Genomic DNA, 17,613 nt, shown 5'->3' with positions numbered 1-17,613 from the left:
CGGCGTGTGCATCGACGTGGCAGTGAGCGTCGGGCGCGATCGAGCCCTGCCATCGTCGCTGTCGAGGCCGCCCTGCGCTTCGCTCCGGCGGCGGTCGACTGGAGGGCACAGCGCGCCGCCGCGTCGGCGGTAGAAGAGAGCGCTGCGCGGTTTGTTCTCGTCCGGACGCCCTCTTTTCTGGCCCGGTCGTCGCACCGGCTCCCGCCGGCCACGGCAGCGCCGGCCAGGGCAGCGCCGGCCAGGCGCTGCGGAAGGAGATCCACGATGACCACGACCGAGCCAATGCAGAAGCAGATGGTCCAGAAGGAAGAGGGCAGGATCACGACGAAGATCGAGGAGAGGACCGGCAGGATTCCGTCCGGCACTTATCTCGGGCTGGCGATCGGCTCGATGGCGATCTCGGCCGGCTGCATGCTGGCCGGCAAGAAGCAGATCGCGAACTTCATCGGCCAGTGGGCGCCCTCCCTGCTCGTGATCGGCCTGTACAACAAGCTGGTCAAGCTGGAGCACGAGCTGGGATACGGCGACTACCGCTGACAGCCTTCCTCCCGGGCTCGGGTCTCCCGAGCTCGGGCCTCCATCCAGCTGGCTGCTCGGCGCCCTCCGTGGCGCCGTCGCGACCCCAGGGTCGAGCGCCCGCCCCGGCGTGCGCGGCGCGTGACGCCCTTCGCGCCTCGCCCGAGAACACGCGTTCCCGCTCCCACCTCCGGACGGCGCGCCGCCCGCGGGATCGCCGCCGTCCAAATCTCGACATCTGGCTGGAATCCTCCTTGCTAAGCTCGCGCGCGCGGCGAACGGAGGAACCCATGCGTCTGCGCCTTTCTCGTTCTCTTGTCGTGGTAGGGCTCTTGTCCACGGGCGTTTTCTCGTCAGCTCTCACGGCGTGCGGCCCGGGGGATCCAACCCCGGTGGCCGGGGCCCCTGTCGACGACCCTGATCAGCAGATCACGGTGACGGAGGTGCCACCGCCGGCCATCAGCGGCGGAACGCTGAGCGTCGCCGGCGACGGTCGCACGGCGGTGGCGGCGGACGCCGACCGCGATCGCGTCTGGATCGTCGATCTCGAGGGCGGCGAGCCGGCGGAGGTCCTGCTGGAGCGGGGCGACGAGCCCGGGCGCCTCGTCGAGGACGCGAGCGGCCGGGTCCACGTGGCGCTCCGGCGCGCCGGCGCGGTGGTGACCCTCGATGTCGAGGCGCGGTCGGTCATCGCGCGCAGAGAGGTCTGCCGCGCGCCGCGCGGGGTCGCCTACGACGCCTCGCTCGACGCCATCCACGTCGCCTGCGCCGGCGGCGAGCTCGTGACGCTCCCGGCCTCCGGCGGCCCCGCCGTCCGGAGGCTCCGCCTCGCCCCCGACCTGCGCGACGTCGTGGTCGAGGGCGACAGGCTCCTCGTCAGCCGCTTCAGGTCCGCGGAGACGCTGGTCGTGGGCCCCGACGGCGCGGTGCTCTCGCGCCGCACGCTCCCCGTCTTCTACTCGAACGGGTTCGCCAACTCGGAGTATGCGCCGTCCGTGGCCTGGCGCATGGCGCCGCTCGCCGGCGGAGGTGCGCTGATGGTGCACCAGCGCGCGATGTCGTCGAAGGTCACCCTCAGCCCGGGCGGTTATTACCAGTCTGCCGACTGCGACGGGAACATCGTGCACGCCGCGGTCAGCAGGATCGACTCGGCGGACGTCCCTGACACATCGATCCCCTCGCTGCCCGCGGCCGCGATCCCGAATGTTTCGCTGCCTGTCGACATCGCTGTCGCGCCCGACGGCGCGCGGATGGCCATCGTGGCGGCCGGCAGACGCAGCGTCGTGAGCGCGACCGTCGACAACCTGGAGCGCGACGCCGAGATGAACGGCTGCAGTCCGGAGGTCACCGTGAACGCGCTGAGCGGGCAGCCTGTCGCCGTGGCCTTCGACGGCCAGGGCGGGATCGTCGTGCAGCTGCGCGAGCCGGCAGCCCTGGAGCTGGTCGGCCGGCGCACCATCGCGCTTCCGGGAGCGAGCGTGAAAGACACCGGCCACGAGATGTTCCACCGCCCGCCGAACGGCGTGAGCGCCGTGGCGTGCGCGTCGTGCCACCCCGAAGGGCACGAGGACGGGCGGACGTGGAACTTCGATCCCGTGGGCCTGCGGCGGACGCAGGCGCTGGGCGGCGGCATCCTGAAGACGGCGCCCCTCCACTGGAGCGGGGATCTGCAGGATCTCGCGGGCCTGATGGGAGAGGTGTTCGTCTCCCGCATGGGCGGCCAGCAGCCCGGCGCCCGGCGGCTCGACCTGATGGCCCGTTACATCGACAGCCTGCCCGCCTTCCCGGCGTCGCCGCCCGAGGACGACGCCGCCGTGGCGCGGGGCGAGGTGCTTTTCCATGACAAGCAGGTGGGCTGCGCGGAGTGCCACGGTGGCCCGATGCTCACCAACAACCGGAACGAGGACGTGGGCAAGGGCGAGCGGCTGCAGGTGCCCTCGCTCCTCGGCATCGCCGGGCGCGCCCCGTTCATGCACGACGGCTGCGCGGCGACGCTCCACGATCGCTTCGACCCGCTGTGCGGAGGTGACAAGCACGGTGACATCTCCGGCCTGACCGCCACGCAGCTGGACGATCTGGTCGCCTACCTCGAGTCCCTCTGAGCCTCCGGCGCGCCGCGCTCCTCGCGCGGTACGACCGAGGCGTTCCTCGACATCCGGGGCCGATTGCCACGCTGCGAGCCCGGATGACCCGGCCTCCAGCGGAGCGGGGAAATCGCGTGTGACGGGGCGCCCGGCCCGGGCGCGCCGCCAGCGGCTGGCGCCGCGCTCTCCGGCGGCACAGCCGTTGCTCGTCCATCGACACCGACGCAACCGACGCAACAGACATCGCGGCTCGATGGCCCCGGCCTACACGCACGGTCTGTCTTTCCCGAACGTTTCCGCACGTTCCCGCACGTTCATACGTTCGCACGATCTCGCGATTCTCACGCTCTCACGACGGGGCAAGCCGGCGTTTCCGACGAAGCTGCCGACCCGCGAGGTGGAGCAGGCGCAAGGAGGGCACCATGCCTAGAGGCGACAAATCCAGCTACACGACCAAGCAGAAGCGGCAGGCCGAGCACATCGAAGAGGGGTACGAGAAGCGAGGGGTCTCCGAGGAAGAGGCCGAGCGGCGGGCCTGGGCGACCGTCAACAAGATGACCGGCGGGGGGAAGAAGTCGGGATCGGGGGTGGGCAAGCCGGTGAACAAGGAGCCGGCGAAAAAGGGGGGCCGCAAGGGAGGCGCCGCGTCCAGGGCGCGGCCGGCCGCCGCGAGGAGCGCGGCGGCGAAGAAGGCGGCGGCGACCCGCAAGCGGAACGCCGCGGCGAGCGCCGGACGGACCACGGCCGCGAAGAAGGCGCCGGCAAGGGCGAAGAAGGGCGCCGCGTCCAGCGCTCGCTCGCGCAGCTCCTCGGCCACGTCGACGAGCGGCCGCCCCCGCGCCGCGCAGGGCACGGCCCGCCGCGGCGGAGCGGGGGCCTCACGCAAGACGAGCTCGGGGGCGAAGAGCGGAGCGCGGCGCGCCGCGAGCGGGGCCTCGCGCAAGACGAGCTCGGGGGCGAGGACCGGAGCGCGGCGCGCCGCGAGCGGGTCCTGACGCCCCGGCGATGAAGAGGAGAGGGGGCGACCATGCAGGAGCTTCAGAGCAACGGAGCGACGAATGGCGAGGGCGGCCTGCTGGGCGACGAGTCCGGGCCGCAGGTAGAGAGCCGGAGAGGGCGCGCGTTCCTCACGAGCCTTGTCCGGGAGCTGTTTCAGACGGAGCGCTCGGCGATGATCCATCCGCGGATCGAGGCGGAGCGCCTCGGCGATGTGCCGCCGGCGCGCGCCATGCGGGCGGTCTCGACCCACGCGGAGGCGGCGCTGTCGGAGATCCGCCCGCTCCTCCGCGAGCGCGGGCTGCCCGTCAGCGCGGGCGGCAGCATGGTGGGCGAGGCCTTCTCGGCCTTGCGCGATCACCTCGCCGATCACCTGCTCAGCACCGAGAGGTCCTACCGCGGCACGCTCCTCGGGATGCGGCACGGCGTCGACCTCGTTGAGCTGCTCCAGTACGTCGCGACCGTGGAGGGCGACACGCCCCTCGCCGCGTGGTGCGCGCGCTGGCTGTCGATGCGCAGGCCTCTGGTCGAGGCGGTCGCCGACGAGCTCGCGTGGTTCGCGGCGCGCCCGATGCGCGCCACGCGGGCGGCGAAGGACGACGTCGTCGCCCACCTCCTCCGGGGCCTCGTGAACGGCGTGGAGCTCGCGGCGCAGCGGCTCCGCCGCCTCGTCACGTTCGCCGGTTGACTCCCGTCGGCCGCGCGCGGAGACAGCCCGGCGCTGGGCCGCGCGCGGCGTCGCGCGCTGCGCCGAAGCCGAGGAGGATGCGCCGTGGAGTAGGGGATTTCGACGTGGGACACGCCGTACGAGCTCCTGAAGAGCCACGGGCCCGGCGTCTCGAGCGCGCTGCTCATCGCGGTCGTCGGGTGGACGGCCGCGGCCTGGGCCGCGCGGAGCGTGCGGTCGCTCCCCGGCGACTTCTTCCCGGCGCGGCTCGAGCTCACGCGCCGCTTCAAGGAGCGGCTCGACACGGAGGGGATCGTCGTCCCGGTGCCCCAGCGCGAGCTGCATATCCCCCTTCGCGAGCCGGAGCGGCGCTCTACCCCGCTCCTCTGAGGCGGCGCGCGCGATCGAGAGGGCCCGGAGGCGACCCCGCCGCGCCGCCTCTCGCCCCTGCGCTGGGTCAGGGCGTGCCCATCAGGAGATAATACCAGGTGCCCACCTCGATGGCGTTCGGGTGCGTCCCGCTCACCCGGGTCAGCGTGCTCGTGAAGATCTTCTTGTTGAACGCAAGGCCGTTGCTCGGCGCCTGCGTCTTCACGTACCAGGCGACCGCCATCAGGGCCGATGTCTGGTTGTCCTTCTCGAACAGGACTCCCATCTTCACCTGGCTGTTGTCGGGGCTCGGCAACCGGTAAAGGTACCCGGTGCGGGTCCCCGGGACGGAGCGCGTCCCCTGGGTCCAGTCGCCCTGGGTCGTGTTCCGGGGGGCCGTGAACTGGTTGCTCGTGCTCACGACGTCCAGGAACGCGTCGAGCGCCGGCGCCGTGAAGCTCGGGATCACCTCGGACGTGAAGGTCAGTGTGTTCGAGAAGGTGAGCGTGCTCGCCCACCGCCAGTACTCCGTCTGCGCCTGGAAGCTGAGCTGGCCATTGGAAACACCGTTGCTCCCGAGGGCCACGATCCGGACGAGATCCGCGTTCGAAAAGATCCTGAGCCTCACGTCCGGCGGGATCTGGTCGGTCACACCGGAGCCTGGTTTGGCCTTCGAGGGGCCGCGCGTCGAGATGGAAGCGCCGGCGGCGGGCGCACCGAACGTTGAGTCTGCATCGTTGCTCATGGTTGCGCTCTCTCCTGGGATGACGATCACGACAGCATCGATCGCAGCGCGCAGGCCCTGCCCAGCCCGCGCTCCGGCGGCGGCGCGATCGCGCGTGCGTGTTCACGACGCGCGACCCGCGCGGCCTCACCCGGCGTCGACGAGAGGAAACCTGGATCCTCCCGGCCGCGGCGTCGATGACAGGCGGTCACGCGCGAGGGCCGGCGCGCTCCGGCCGCGGCCCGATGTTCAGTACCGGACCACCTCGACCGCCTCGGTGCCGAGCCGGATCTGCCGCGACGTCGTCCGGCGCTCGACGAGCGAGCCGGCGTCGAGCACACCCGCGCGCGCGAGCTGCTGGCGGGCGCGGAAGACGTTGACGTTGAGGTGATGGAGGTCGAGCCGCAGCTTGCCGAGCAGGTCATCGACGTAGCGCCACCCGCGCTCGGCCGGGGGCAGCCCGGTCTCCCTGTCGCGCAGCCGGGAGCGCGCCAGCATGAGGAGCAGCTCGTGGTGGGCGCGCGCGGCGAGCTGGATGACCTTTTCCCCCTGCACCAGGGCGACGGCGATGTGCTCCTCGTCGTGGCTCACCTCGAAGCGCAGGACGGTGAGGCCGAGGAGCTTGGGGCTCGCCGCGCTCGACGCGGTCGTCGGCACGGCGGCGTCGAGCGCCTGCGGCGGGACGCGCAGGACCCAGGCGCCGCCGGCCTCGATGCGCTCCTGATCCACGGCCGGGCGCGTGCTCCCGTCGATCTCGATCTGCCAGGCGCCGTGCTGATCCTCGAAGAGCGTCACCCGGGGGTCGGCGGCGTCCGGCAGCGCGAGCAGGCCCTCCTCCGCCGCGCGCACCTCGCCGGTGAGCTCGGCCCGCGCGCTCGTGACGGGCGCGCCGGCCTCCTCCACGGTCCAGCGCTCGGCGTCGCCGCCGAACACGAGCTCCGTCCCGGCGTCGAGCGCGACCCGCTCGGCGGACGTGAGCCGCCGGCCGCTGACGTGCGTGCCGTTCGTGCTGCCGAGGTCGCGGATCCACCAGCGCGCCCCGTCCCAGAACAGGACGGCGTGCTCGCCGGAAGCGCCGCGGTCCCGGAGGCGCACGGCGCAGTCGCGCGCTCGGCCGACCCGCGCGCGCGCCGGGAGCGTCACGCGAAGGCCGTCGGCTTCATGCTTCAAGACCGCCATGGATGCAGCGTAAGATGCTGCCGCCGACCACATCAACGGCGTCGAAGGCGAGGCCCCCATGAGCGATCCCGCGGCACTCCTCAGGAAGCTGGCGGGTGAGCTGCACCTGTCTCCCTCGGCATGCGCGGAGATCCAGCGGGCGCTCGCCGAGCACGCCGCGCGCGGCCTCACGGAGGAGCTGCCGGCGACCGTGGTCCGGGACGCGCCGCCGGCGCCGAGGGGCGCGCCGGGGCCCAACGGGGAGGCGCCGGCGGCGGCCGGGGGCGCGCCCGGGCTGACCGGGGACGCGCCGGCGGCGGCCGAGCGCTGCCCGAGCGCCGCGCCTCCGGCGGTCCACGCGCCGGTCGCGGCGTGGCCCTGGGACCGTTACGAGGATCTCGGGCTGATCGGCCGCGGGGGCATGGGCGAGGTGCGGCGCGTGCGCGATCGCGTGATGGGCCGCGTGCTCGCCATGAAGCTGCTGCGCGTCGAGGGGCAAGACGACGCGGACGGCCGGGCGCGCTTCCTCGACGAGGCGCGCCTCACGGCGTGCCTTCAGCACCCAGGGATCGTCCCCGTCCACGACTGCGGGATGCTCCCGACCGGCCAGCTCTGGTTCACGATGAAGGAGGTCCGCGGCCGCACGCTGAGCGCGCTGATCCGCGCGCTCCACGCCTCGGGCGAGGCGGGCCCCTCGCCCGAGGCGCTGCGCCGTGGGCTCGACGTCTTCGTCCGCGTCTGCGAGGCGGTCGCGTACGCGCATGGCCAGGGCGTCCTCCACCGGGATCTCAAGCCGGACAACGTCATGATCGGCGAGTTCGGCGAGGTCCTCGTGATGGACTGGGGCATCGCCCGCGCGACCGCGCGCGGCGCGCTGGCGGACGCGCTCCCGGACAGCGGCCATCACACGCACGTGGGCCTGGTCCTGGGGACGCCGGTCTACATGCCGCCGGAGCAGGCGCGCGGCGAGGCCGAGCAGCTCGGGCCCCTCAGCGACGTGTACGCCCTCGGGGCCGTCCTGTACGAGCTGCTCTGCGGCGAGCCCCCGTTCCGGGGGACGGCGCTGGCCGTCCTGGCGCAGGTGGTCCAGCGATCGCCCGAGCGGCTCGCCGTCCGGTGCTGCGACCACATCCCTCGGGACCTCATCGCGATCTGCGAGCGGGCGATGGCGCGCGAGCCGTCTTCGCGTTACGCGAGCGCCGAGGTGCTCGCCGCCGAGATCCGCGGCTTCCTCGACGGCGCCCGCCGTCGCGAGCGGGCGCGCGCCCTGGTCGAGGAGTCGCGCGCGCTGGCGCCGCAGATCGAGGGCCTGCGCGCGCGCGCCCGGGCCCTCCGGGCCGAGGCGAAGGCGGTGCTCGGGCGCCTCGACTCGTTCGCGCCCGCCGCCGAGAAGGCGCAGGGCTGGGCGCTCGAGGACGAGGCGCGCGCGCTCGACCGCGCCGCCGCCCTGGACGAGGCGACGTGGCACCAGAAGCTCCGCGCCGCGCTCAACGAGGCCCCGGACTTCGACGAAGCGCACGCGGCGCTCGCCGACGCCCACCTGGCCGATCTGCGGGCCGCCGAGGAGGCCCGCGACGCCGAGGCCGCGGCGCGCGCCGAGGCGTTCCTCAGGGCGCACGCGCGCGAGCGGCACGCGGTCTTGCTCCGCGGCACCGGGGCCCTCTCGCTGCGGACCGACCCCGAGGGGGCGCAGGTCTGGCTGCTCCGCTATGTCGAGAAGGAGCGCCGGCTTCGCGCAGAGCCCCAGGGCCTCCTCGGTCACACGCCGCTCTGCGAGGTCCCGCTCGCGCGCGGCAGCTACCTGCTCTCGATCCGCGCGCCCGGGTACCGCGAGGCGTCGTACCCCGTGAAGATCGGCCGCGGCGAGCACTGGGACAGCGTGCGTCCGGGCGGCGCAGCGCCGTTCGTGGTGCCCCTCCTGCCCTCGGAGACGCTCGGCGAAGAGGACGTCTACGTGCCGGCGGGCTTCTTCTCGGCCGGCGGAGACCCGCAGGCCGGCGACGGCTTGCCGGCGTGCCGGATCTGGGTCGACGGCTTCGTGGTGCGGCGGCACCCGGTGACGCAGGCCGAGTACCTCGCCTTCCTGAACGATCTGCTCGCGCGCGGGCGCGAGGCGGAGGCCACGGTGGCGTGCCCGCGCGCGGCCCGCGCGATCGCCGGCAACGTGGACATCCCGCTGTTCGCGCGCGACGGGGACGGGCGCTTCGTGCTCGGCCCGCAGGCGCGCGCGGAGCAGGCGCGGCACCCGGTCGCCTCGGTGGACTGGCGCAGCGCCGTCGCCTACGCGTCCTGGCTGGAGGCGCGCACCGGCGCGCCGTGGCGCCTCGTCGGCGAGCTCGAGCGCGAGAAGGCCGCGCGCGGCGTCGACGGGCGCTTCTTCCCCTGGGGAGACGAGCCCGAGCCGACGTGGGCCTGCATGGTGGGCGGCCGCCCCGGCCCCGCGAGCCCGGCGCCGGTGGACGACCATCCGACGGACGAGGGCCCCCACGGCGCCCGGGGCCTCGCGGGCAACATCCGCGACTGGTGCGCCGAGCTGTGGATGCCCGACGGCCCCACCGTGGTCGACCGCATCGCGCGCATAGAGCCGGCGGACGCGGCGGCTCCGGGGCTCCGCTCGATCCGCGGGGGCGCGTGGAGCTCCGGGCCCCCCGCTGTGTGCCGCGCAGCAGGTCGCTTCGCTGCGCGCCCGGAGGATCGCTTCAGCGCCGTGGGCTTCCGTCTCGCCCGGCCCGTCGTCGCTGGCGGGTAGCCGGCGGCCGCCGGCGCGCAGCGGGATGCGGTCGTACGCGGCGACCGGCCGCGCTTGGCTGCTGAGCCCGCATCGCAGCGCTGGCTGATGTCACGAAGGACCCGCGCCACGGGAACAACGCCCCTTGCCACGGGATGCCGAAGGGCCACTTGCCTGTCGTCAGCGACCTTGCCGTGCCGGAGGTCTCCCGTTCGGGGCATGTCCTCGGCGGGCTGTTCTGCGGGCACTCCGGGCGGGGTGTCTTCACCGAGCGGGCGGAGAAGCTGGGGCGAGCGTGGCAATCCGCCACGCCCCGCGCTGCGTGGCGGAGCCGGAGCACCGCGGCCGCTCGCCGCGGGGCGGTGGCGCGCGATCTGCTTTCTCGCTGTCGGGTGGGCATGGGCCCTTGCCCCATGCCGGGAGCGCGACGGTGAAGCATCGATCCATGGCGGTCCTCCTGAACTGCTCCTCCCGGTCGAACCGGGCGGCGGCGCAGCGCGCGCGGCTCGGGGAGCTCCTGAAAGAGAGCGGCCTCGCCGCGGAGGTGCTGTGCGCCGAGAAGGGGCAGCAGCTCGGGGAGCTCGCCCGTCGTGTGGCGCGGGGGCCTTATGACCTCATCGTGGCCGGCGGCGGCGACGGGACGGTGAACACCGTCGCTGCCGCGATCGCCGGCACGGACAAGACGATGGGCGTCCTTCCGCTCGGCACGGTGAACCATTTCGCCAAGCACCTCGGCGTTCCGCTGGCCCTCGAGGGCGCCGTGCGCGCGCTCGTCGAGGGGCGGCGCGTCCGGGTCGATGTCGGTGAGGTCAACGGCCGGGTCTTCGTGAACAACTCGACGCTGGGCATCTACCCGGGCATCGTGCGCGCCCGCGAGGCGCTCCGGAAGCGGCGTGGGCTCAACAAGTGGATAGCCCTGGCGCTGTCGACCGTCTCCGGGATCCGGCGGCACGAGCGCGTCCGTCTCCGGCTCATCCTGGATGGGCAGGAGGTCGAGCTGGAGACGCCGTTCGTGTTCGTCGCGAACAACGATTTCAAGCTTGGCGACGTGGACATCGGCCGCCAGCGCCCGCCGTGCTCGGGCGAGCTCGGCGTCTGCGTGGCGCACGCGGAGAGCCGCCTCTCCACGATCAAGCTCATCGCCAGCGCGGCCGTCGGGCGCGTTCATCAATCGAACGATTTCAGCATCCTGCGAACGACGGAGCTCCGGGTGGAGGCGCCCCACCGCCGCCTCCACGTGGCCGCGGACGGCGAGGTCCTCAGGATGACGCCGCCGCTCTGCTATCGCGTGCGGCCTGCAGCGCTCCGCGTCATCGTGCCGCTGTCGTCCGAGCTCCGCGCGGGCTCGCGGCGGCAGGAGGATCGATCGGGCCGTGTCGCCGCTCTGGGGGGATGAGGCGCCGTGCGCACGCTCGTGCACCTGTCGGATCTGCACTTCGGCCGCGTCGACAAGGCCATCCTCCGCCCGCTGATCGACAGGATAAGGGGGCTCGATCCGCACGCGGTCGTGATCTCCGGTGATCTGACCCAGCGGGCGCGCGACGCCGAGTTCGCCGAGGCGCGCGCCTTCCTCGACGCGCTGCCCTCGCCGCGGATCGTGGTGCCTGGCAACCACGATGTCCCGCTCTACAACCTGTTCGACCGGTTCTTCCGCCCGCTCGACAGGTACCGGAGGCACATCACGGACGACCTCTCGCCGTTCCACATCGACGCGGAGATCGCCATCCTGGGCATCAACACCGCGCGCTCGCTGACCATCAAGGAGGGGCGCATCAACGCGCGGCAGGTCGAGGGGATCAAGGCGAGGATGTGCGATCTAGGGCCCGAGATCACGAAGATCGTGGTGACGCATCACCCGTTCGATCGGCCGGAGAGCTCTCCGCATGCGATCGTCGGGCGCGCGAGGCAGGCGATGGCGGCGATCGCGGGTTGCGGCGTCGACGTCATCCTGTCCGGCCACCTGCACATGAGCCACACGGGGCACTCCGCGGAGCGCTTCGACGCGGGCGGTCACTCGTCGCTCATCATCCAGGCCGGGACCGCGACCTCGACGCGGGGGCGTGGGGAGCGGAACGCGTTCAACGTGATCCGCGTCGACGGGCGGAGGATCGATATCGAGCGGAACCTCTGGCAGCCGGACAGCAGCGTCTTCGGGATCGCCCGCGCGGAGCATTTCGAGGAGACGGCGCGGGGCTGGGTGCGGGCGGCGTAGGTTGGTATGTTTAGCGGGAAATTGAACAGGGAGGCGAGGAGGCAGGGAGATGAATGGGATCTCACTCCCCGTCTCCCTGTCTCCCTGTCAATTCTCCCGGAAAATTCGAGGGGATGCTTCAGGAACAACCCACCACAAGCGTCGCCCCGCGCCGGCCCGGAGAGAACCCCTTCACCTCATCACGCCAGCTTCCCGAGCTCCCGGAACCGCCCGCGCAGATCGTTGTAGAGCCCCCGGTACACCGCGTGGATCTCCCGGTACCGCGCCGAGCGCGCCGCGTCCGGCGCGACCCGGGACACGACATGGACGAACGCGTCCGCGGCCTCCTCGACCGACGCGAACAGCCCCGCGCCCGCCGCGCCGAGCAGCGCCGCGCCGTAGGCCGGGCCCTCGGTCGACGTCGTGATCGCCACCGGCGCCTCGAAGACGTCGGCCATCAGCTGGCGCCAGAACGGGCTGCGCGCCCCGCCGCCGGTCAGGCGGATCTCGTCGATCGAGACCGCCGACGCGCCGTTCGTCTGGCCCACGCCGCGCATCAGGTCCAGCGAGTCCGCGAGCCCGAACGTGATGCCCTCCAGCACCGCGCGCGAGAGATCGGCCTTCGTCGTCCGGGCGCTCAGCCCCACGAACGCGCCGCGCGCCGCCGCGTCGTTGTGCGGCGTGCGCTCGCCCATCAGGTACGGCAGGAAGACGACGCCGCCCGCGCCCGGGCGCGCCGTCGACGCCGTGTCCGAGATGATCTCGTACGGATCGACCTTGCGGAGCTCCGCCGCCATGCGCTCCCCGTCGCCGAGGACGTCGCGGTACCAGCGGAGCGCGCCGCCGGCGGCGAGCATCACCCCCATCAGGTAGAAGCGGCCCGGGACCGCGTGACAGAAGCTGTGGAGCCGCATCTCGGGCTCCACGATCCACGAGTCGGTGTGCGCCAGGATCACGCCGCTCGTGCCGACCGAGGCCATCGCCCGGCCGGGGCGCACGATGCCGAGCCCCACCGCGCCCGCCGCGTTGTCCGCGGCGCCCCGCACGACGGGGATGCCCGCCGGCAGCCCCGTCGCGGCCGCGACCTCGGCCGTCAGCTGGCCGAGCGGCGCGTTCGAGGGCGCAGACCGCGGGAACACCGCGCGCGGGACGCCGACCGCCGAGAGGAGCTCGGCGCTGAACGAGCGATCCCCGGGCGAGAACGCCAGCGTGCCGCTCGCGTCGCTGTCGTCCGTCCCGAGCTCGCCCGTCAGCTTCAAGCCCACGAAATCCTTCGGCATGAGCACCGCGCGGACGCGGGCGAACGCCTCGGGCTCGTTCGCCCGCAGCCAGAGCAGCTTCGGCAGCGTGAACCCCTCGAGCGCGCGGTTGCCGACCAGGCGCGCGAGCCCCGCGTCGCCGACCTTCGGGTTCGCGCGGATGGCCTCGCACTCGGCCGTGGTGCGCGTGTCGCACCACAGGATCGCAGGCCGGATGACCGCCTGCGCCTCGTCCAGCAAGACCGCCGAGTGCATCTGCCCCGTCAGCCCGATCGCGCGCACGTCGTCGCGGCGCGGGCCGAGGGCGCGGGCGAGCTCGCCGAGGGCGCTCAGCGCCGCCGCGGCGAAGTCCTCGGGATCCTGCTCGGCCCACCCGGCGTGCGGCGTGGAGAGCGGGTATTCGCGGTGCGCCGACGCGACCGCCGCGCCGCGCTCCGTTTCGACTGCGATGGCCTTGAGGCCGCTGGTCCCGACGTCGATTCCGATCACGATGGCCATGGAAAGCGTCCTTTTTGCAGTTTCGTCTACTTCGGTGATCTTCGTAACGACTCTTAACTAATCGAGAAAATCCTAAGATTTGTAAGCGCGCAGGCCGCGCGGCTAGAACACGACCTGGAGCTTCATGGGCGCGGTGCCCTTCTTCATCATCTCGAGGCCGCGCGGGAGCTCCTCGACCGGCATCGCCTCCGAGAGGAGCTTCCTCACGTCGATCGCGCCGCGCTCCATCAGCTTGAATGCCCGGTCGTACGTCCGCCTGATCGCGAAGCTGCCGATGATCTCGAGATCGCGCCGGTAGATCTCGAACGGCGAGATCTCGACCTTGTCCTGCGGCCCACACACGCCGAACACGAGGTACCGGCCGCCGTTCTTGACGTACTGGACCGAGTCGCCGAGCACCCGGGCGATGCCCGTCGCGTCGATGACGACGTCGAAGCCGTAGGGCGCGATCTTCTTGAGCTTCGCCTGGAGCGCGTTGTCGGCGAGCACCACCTCGGTCGCGCCGTGCTGGCGGGCGAGGTCGAGCTTCGACTCGACGACGTCGACCACGGTGACCGCGGCGGCGCCGTTCGCGAGGCTCGCCTGGAGGTGGAGCTGGCCGATCGGGCCGGCGCCGAGGACGAGGACCTCCGAGCCGATCTCGATGCGCGCGCGATCCTGCCCGAAGACGACGCACGCGAGCGGCTCGCAGAAGGCGGCCTCGCTGAACGAGACGCGCTCGAAGCGATAACAGTTCTTCGCGGGGACCCGGACGAGCTCGGCGAAGCCGCCGTCGCGCGTCACGCCCACCGCGTTCCACTTCAGGCAGTGGTTCTGCCGGTTGATCATGCAGAAGTGGCACTCTTCGCAGGTCACCGTCGGGTCGACCATCACCCGATCGCCGGGCCGGAGGCCCTCGACCTCGTCGCCCACCGCCGCCACCTCGCCGGCGAGCTCGTGCCCGGGGATCAGCGGGAAGGTCGGGAAGAAATCGCCCTCCCAGATGTGCACGTCGGTCCCGCAGATGCCGCACGCCTTCGCGCGGACGAGGACGTCGCGCGGGCCGATCCGAGGCGGGGCGACGTCGTGGCGAACGGCGATCTTCTTCACGGCTTCGAGCACGGCAGCCTTCATGCGAGACCCTCCTTGGGAAGGTCGCATAAGCGGGCCAGCGCCGCGCGTCGAGGGTCGAGGGCCGCCGGCCGCCCCCGCGCCGCCTCGCGGCGCAGGGGACCGCCCGCGCAGCGTCGCACGACGTCGCGCAGGGCGGCCTGACGCGGGATGTCAGGACTTCGTGGCCGGCTTGGACGGGGAAATCGTGCGCCAGAGGAACGCGTAGACGTCCATCAGATCGCGCGGGGCGAGGCCGCGCTCGCGCAGGCGCCGCTCGAGCTCGCGCGCCAGCGATTGCATCCGGGCATACCCCTCGGCGCTCGGCGCGCGATCGTAGGCGAGATCGAAGCCGAGCACGGCGGCCTGCTTCTCGTAGAAGGAGGGCTTCACGAAGACGTGCTCGCCCGGGTAGACGAGCGCGCCGAGGATCGTCACGAGCGGCCACGTGACGACCTTGGCCGCGGCGAGCACGCCGGCCAGCCGGTCGAAGCGCGCGGCGTAGTCGCCCGGGCCATAGAGGAGATCCACGACCGCCTCGGCGTAGGCGCGGTGGTGCTCGGCCGGCATCTTGTTGAAGGGGATGAGATCGCCGAGGGGGTGCAGGAGGCCGGTCGCTGCCTTGTGGACCTTGGTGATCCGCTCCATGAAATCGTTCAGGTTGCCCGCCGCGAGCAGCGCCTCGAGCTCGCCCTTGGCGAGGAGCGCGCGCGCGGTCTCGATGGCGCCCTGCTTGAAGGCCTTGCTCTTCTTCTTCGCCCCGCTCGCCGGGCCCTCGGCCCCCTCGCCCCCGGCGGCGCCTCGTTCCTCGGCGATGAACTGCGGACCCCCGAACCCCCCCTCGAACTGCGACTCGAAGCTCGCGACCTGCTCGTCGAAGCTCGTGACCGGCGGCGCGACGACGCGGGCGCGCTGCTTCTTGGCGGCGGCCGACGGCCGGTCACGGAGACCGCGGATCCTGGCCTCGAGCGCGCTCGCCTCGTCGTCGCCGAGCTGCACCGGCTCGAGCTTCGACCAGAAAGCCTTGGCGATGGAGTGATTGAGGCCATCCTCGAAATCGTAGAAGCGCTTTTCGTCGCGCTCCTCGACGAGGTATCCGAGTCCCCATTGGGGACACCCCGGGTGCTTGACGATGATCGGGGCCGAGGGTTCCGTTGAACGAGAGGTCGCCATAGGCGGCGCAGCCTACTCGATCTTGGGACGACCGCATCCGCCCCGGAGCCTCTTCTGGACCCGTGTTCAGGTGCGCCGCGCCGGCCCATGCGGGCAGGCCGGCGCTTCGGGTCTCAGTTGACGTCGCGCGTCGCCGAGGCGAGCGCGAGCTGCTGGAGCGCGAGCGCCTCGGTCACGCGGCGCACCCGCGCGACGACGTCGAGGGTCTCCAGCGCCGCCTGCCGCTCCCGCGCGTCGAGGATGAGGTGGTGGGCGCAGAGATCCGCGACGAGCGACGTGGCCGCGTCGCGCGGCAGCCGGAACTCGAAATTGCTGTCCCGATCCCGGACGAGCGCCGCGAACGAGGCCGCGGTGGAGATGAGCGCGGCGTGATCCTGGGCCGAGACCTCCCCGGGCTCGTCCTCGAGGACCGTCGCCGCGGCCGTGCGGTACGGCGGCACGAACGGGCGCTCCGCCAGGCGGACCCGGGCGCGGCCCCGCAGCATGATGTTGTAGCGGCCCCCGGGCAGCTCGGCGTGATCGATGATCTCGCCGGCGCCGGCCACCTGCGCGATGGCCGGGTGGCCGTGCGCGTCGATCGCGCGGGGGTCCGTGATGAGGACGACGGAGAGGATGCGGTGCGTCCCGAGGGCGTCGCGCACGAGCGCCCGGTAGCGCGGCTCGAAGATGTGGAGCGGCAGCAGGGCGCCGGGGAAGAGCACCGTCTGCGGCAGCGGGAACAGCGGCAGCTCGGGCAAGGCCGCACTGAGGTCGCCCGGGCGCGGAGGCGTCGTGTCCACGGGCCGCAGGGTAGCACGCGGGGGGGTCGGGTGTGGCGGCGCCACGCACATGCACTCGGGCTCGGCGGTCCGCCGTCCCCTTCGCGCGTTCCCGCGTTTCGCGGAGGCGCGCGCGGCGCGCCGTCAGCCGAACATCTCGATGGCCGAGCCGGTGACGGCGTCGGGGGCGTCGAGCGCGGCGTACACGAGGAGCCGCGCGACCTCGTCGGCGCTCATCTGCGCGGGGAACCCGCTCCCGACGAGCATGTCGGTGTCGACCGAGCCGGGGAGCACCGCGACGGACTGGAGCCCCGTCCCGCGCAGCTCCTCGGCCAGGCTCTTCGAGAGGCCGATGAGGCCCCACTTGGACGCGGCGTACGAGGCGTTGCCGGGGCACGCGAGGGTCGAGGAGATGCTGCCGACGTGGACGAGGCGGCCGCGCCCCTGCTTCAGCATGGCCGGGAGGAACGCGCGCGAGATGAGGAAGGGGCCGCGGAGGTTGACCGCGATCACCTCGTCCCAGGCGGCGGGCGCGGTCTCGTGGACCTTCGCGCCGCGGCTCACGATGCCGGCGTTGTTCACGACGACGCGGGGCGCGCCGAGCCACGCCACCACCTCGGCGGAGGCGCGCGCCACCTGCTCCTCGGAGGCGACGTCGCAGGGGACCGGGAGCGCGGCGACGTCGAGGCGGCGGACCTCGTCGGTGACCTCGTCGAGGCGCGGGCTCGGCGGGCCGAGCAGCGCGATGGAGAGGCCGCGGCGCGCGAGCGCGAGCGCCGTCGCCCGGCCGATGCCGCGGCCCGGCCCGGTGACGACCGCGACGTCGGTCACGCCCTCCCCCCGGAGAGCGCGGCGAGGGCGAGATCGCGCTCGGGGCCCGGCTCGGCGAGCTCGCCGGCGACGGCGAGGGTCTCGATGAGGGCGCCCGCCTTGCGCTCGCCGCGGGCGATGAGGCACGTGTGCGTCAGCGTGAGCTTGCACAGCGCGCCGCGCGCGCCGAGCTCGCGGACCAGGAGCTCGACGAGCTGCCCGCCGATGCGCTCCTGCAGGGTCAGCCGCCGCGCGAGCGCGTCGAGGACGTGCGCGAGCGTGCCGATGCCGGCGACCCGCGCGCCCGGCAGGTAGATGATGGTGCCGGTGCCGTGCCCCGGCAGCAGGTGGTGCGGGCACATCGTGGTCACGGCGAGGTCGCGGGCGACGACGAGGCCGCGCTCGAAGGGGCCTGTCTCCATGGCGCCCTCGCGGAGCACCGCGGCCGCGTCGATGGCCTCGCCTTCGATGAGGTCGTCGGCCCACGCGTCGGCGACCCGCTCGCCCGTGCCCGCGAGGTCCCCCTCGACGTCGCGCCCGAGGGCGCGGAGGAACTCCTCGATCGCCCATGCCGCTCTCTTCCGATCGATCAC

Annotated in this window: 15 protein-coding genes and 1 pseudogene; 8 read left to right on the top strand and 8 right to left on the bottom strand. The window is 73.0% G+C overall.

The genetic code is table 11. The features are described 5' to 3' along the window. Positions 1-264: 264 nt before the first annotated feature. The 5 genes and pseudogenes from ACSRUE_RS02110 (at position 265) to ACSRUE_RS02090 (ending at position 4,653) form a co-directional block, all read left to right on the top strand. Positions 265-537 carry a hypothetical protein gene (locus ACSRUE_RS02110; protein WP_441289559.1) on the top strand — a complete coding sequence of 91 codons (273 nt, stop codon included), beginning with the start codon at positions 265-267 and terminating at the stop codon, positions 535-537. A 371-nt stretch (positions 538-908) separates the two neighbouring features. Further along, positions 909-2,618, top strand: a complete 1,710-nt coding sequence (locus ACSRUE_RS02105) for a cytochrome-c peroxidase (protein WP_441289558.1) — start codon at positions 909-911, stop codon at positions 2,616-2,618. Positions 2,619-3,022: 404 nt separating this feature from the next. After that, positions 3,023-3,325 (top strand): annotated as a pseudogene (locus ACSRUE_RS02100) (hypothetical protein); the annotation flags it as partial. A gap of 302 nt (positions 3,326-3,627) precedes the next feature. Further along, positions 3,628-4,284: a hypothetical protein gene (locus ACSRUE_RS02095; RefSeq protein WP_437762409.1), complete on the top strand. Its 657-nt coding sequence runs from the start codon at positions 3,628-3,630 to the stop codon at positions 4,282-4,284. 210 nt (positions 4,285-4,494) lie between these two features. Next, positions 4,495-4,653 (top strand): hypothetical protein, encoded by a 159-nt coding sequence (locus ACSRUE_RS02090; RefSeq protein WP_441289557.1) that lies wholly within the window; start codon positions 4,495-4,497, stop codon positions 4,651-4,653. A gap of 67 nt (positions 4,654-4,720) precedes the next feature. Here the strand turns inward: ACSRUE_RS02090 and ACSRUE_RS02085 are convergent, their stop codons facing one another. Next, positions 4,721-5,377 (bottom strand): hypothetical protein, encoded by a 657-nt coding sequence (locus ACSRUE_RS02085; protein WP_437762407.1) that lies wholly within the window; start codon positions 5,375-5,377, stop codon positions 4,721-4,723. Between the two features lie 228 nt (positions 5,378-5,605). After that, complete coding sequence (locus ACSRUE_RS02080; RefSeq protein WP_441289556.1) at positions 5,606-6,535, bottom strand: FHA domain-containing protein; 930 nt, start codon at positions 6,533-6,535, stop codon at positions 5,606-5,608. A gap of 58 nt (positions 6,536-6,593) precedes the next feature. Between ACSRUE_RS02080 and ACSRUE_RS02075 the strand changes: the two genes are divergently transcribed. The 3 genes from ACSRUE_RS02075 (at position 6,594) to ACSRUE_RS02065 (ending at position 11,454) form a co-directional block, all read left to right on the top strand. After that, positions 6,594-9,263 (top strand): protein kinase domain-containing protein, encoded by a 2,670-nt coding sequence (locus ACSRUE_RS02075; protein ID WP_441289555.1) that lies wholly within the window; start codon positions 6,594-6,596, stop codon positions 9,261-9,263. A gap of 424 nt (positions 9,264-9,687) precedes the next feature. Beyond that, on the top strand, positions 9,688-10,638 hold the full coding sequence (locus tag ACSRUE_RS02070) for a diacylglycerol/lipid kinase family protein (RefSeq protein WP_441289554.1): 951 nt from the start codon (positions 9,688-9,690) through the stop codon (positions 10,636-10,638). A gap of 6 nt (positions 10,639-10,644) precedes the next feature. Continuing rightward, positions 10,645-11,454: a metallophosphoesterase family protein gene (locus tag ACSRUE_RS02065; protein ID WP_441289553.1), complete on the top strand. Its 810-nt coding sequence runs from the start codon at positions 10,645-10,647 to the stop codon at positions 11,452-11,454. Between the two features lie 179 nt (positions 11,455-11,633). Here ACSRUE_RS02065 and xylB read toward each other — a convergent pair whose 3' ends face one another. From xylB to folE, 6 genes are all read right to left on the bottom strand, one after another. Then, entirely contained in the window at positions 11,634-13,190 is a 1,557-nt protein-coding gene (xylB, locus tag ACSRUE_RS02060; protein WP_441289552.1) for a xylulokinase, read from the bottom strand. 102 nt (positions 13,191-13,292) lie between these two features. Beyond that, a complete protein-coding gene (locus ACSRUE_RS02055; protein WP_437762400.1) occupies positions 13,293-14,303 on the bottom strand; it encodes a zinc-dependent alcohol dehydrogenase family protein in 1,011 nt (336 codons plus the stop codon). A gap of 150 nt (positions 14,304-14,453) precedes the next feature. Continuing rightward, positions 14,454-15,452: a hypothetical protein gene (locus tag ACSRUE_RS02050; protein ID WP_441289551.1), complete on the bottom strand. Its 999-nt coding sequence runs from the start codon at positions 15,450-15,452 to the stop codon at positions 14,454-14,456. Positions 15,453-15,565: 113 nt separating this feature from the next. Beyond that, positions 15,566-16,231 carry an LON peptidase substrate-binding domain-containing protein gene (locus ACSRUE_RS02045; protein ID WP_437762398.1) on the bottom strand — a complete coding sequence of 222 codons (666 nt, stop codon included), beginning with the start codon at positions 16,229-16,231 and terminating at the stop codon, positions 15,566-15,568. Positions 16,232-16,354: 123 nt separating this feature from the next. Next, the gene (locus tag ACSRUE_RS02040; RefSeq protein WP_441289550.1) at positions 16,355-17,041 is read right to left on the bottom strand and encodes an SDR family NAD(P)-dependent oxidoreductase; all 687 of its coding nucleotides are present in this window, start codon (positions 17,039-17,041) and stop codon (positions 16,355-16,357) included. Next, positions 17,038-17,613 carry a GTP cyclohydrolase I gene (gene folE, locus ACSRUE_RS02035; RefSeq protein WP_437762396.1) on the bottom strand — a complete coding sequence of 192 codons (576 nt, stop codon included), beginning with the start codon at positions 17,611-17,613 and terminating at the stop codon, positions 17,038-17,040. Before folE ends, ACSRUE_RS02040 begins: the two co-directional genes overlap by 4 nt.

Source organism: Sorangium sp. KYC3313 (assembly GCF_052075895.1).
In the GTDB taxonomy this organism is placed as follows: domain Bacteria; phylum Myxococcota_A; class Polyangia; order Polyangiales; family Polyangiaceae; genus Sorangium; species Sorangium cellulosum_B.
The sequence above is the reverse complement of the archived record's forward strand: the minus strand, read 5'-3'. Positions and strand labels throughout refer to the sequence as shown.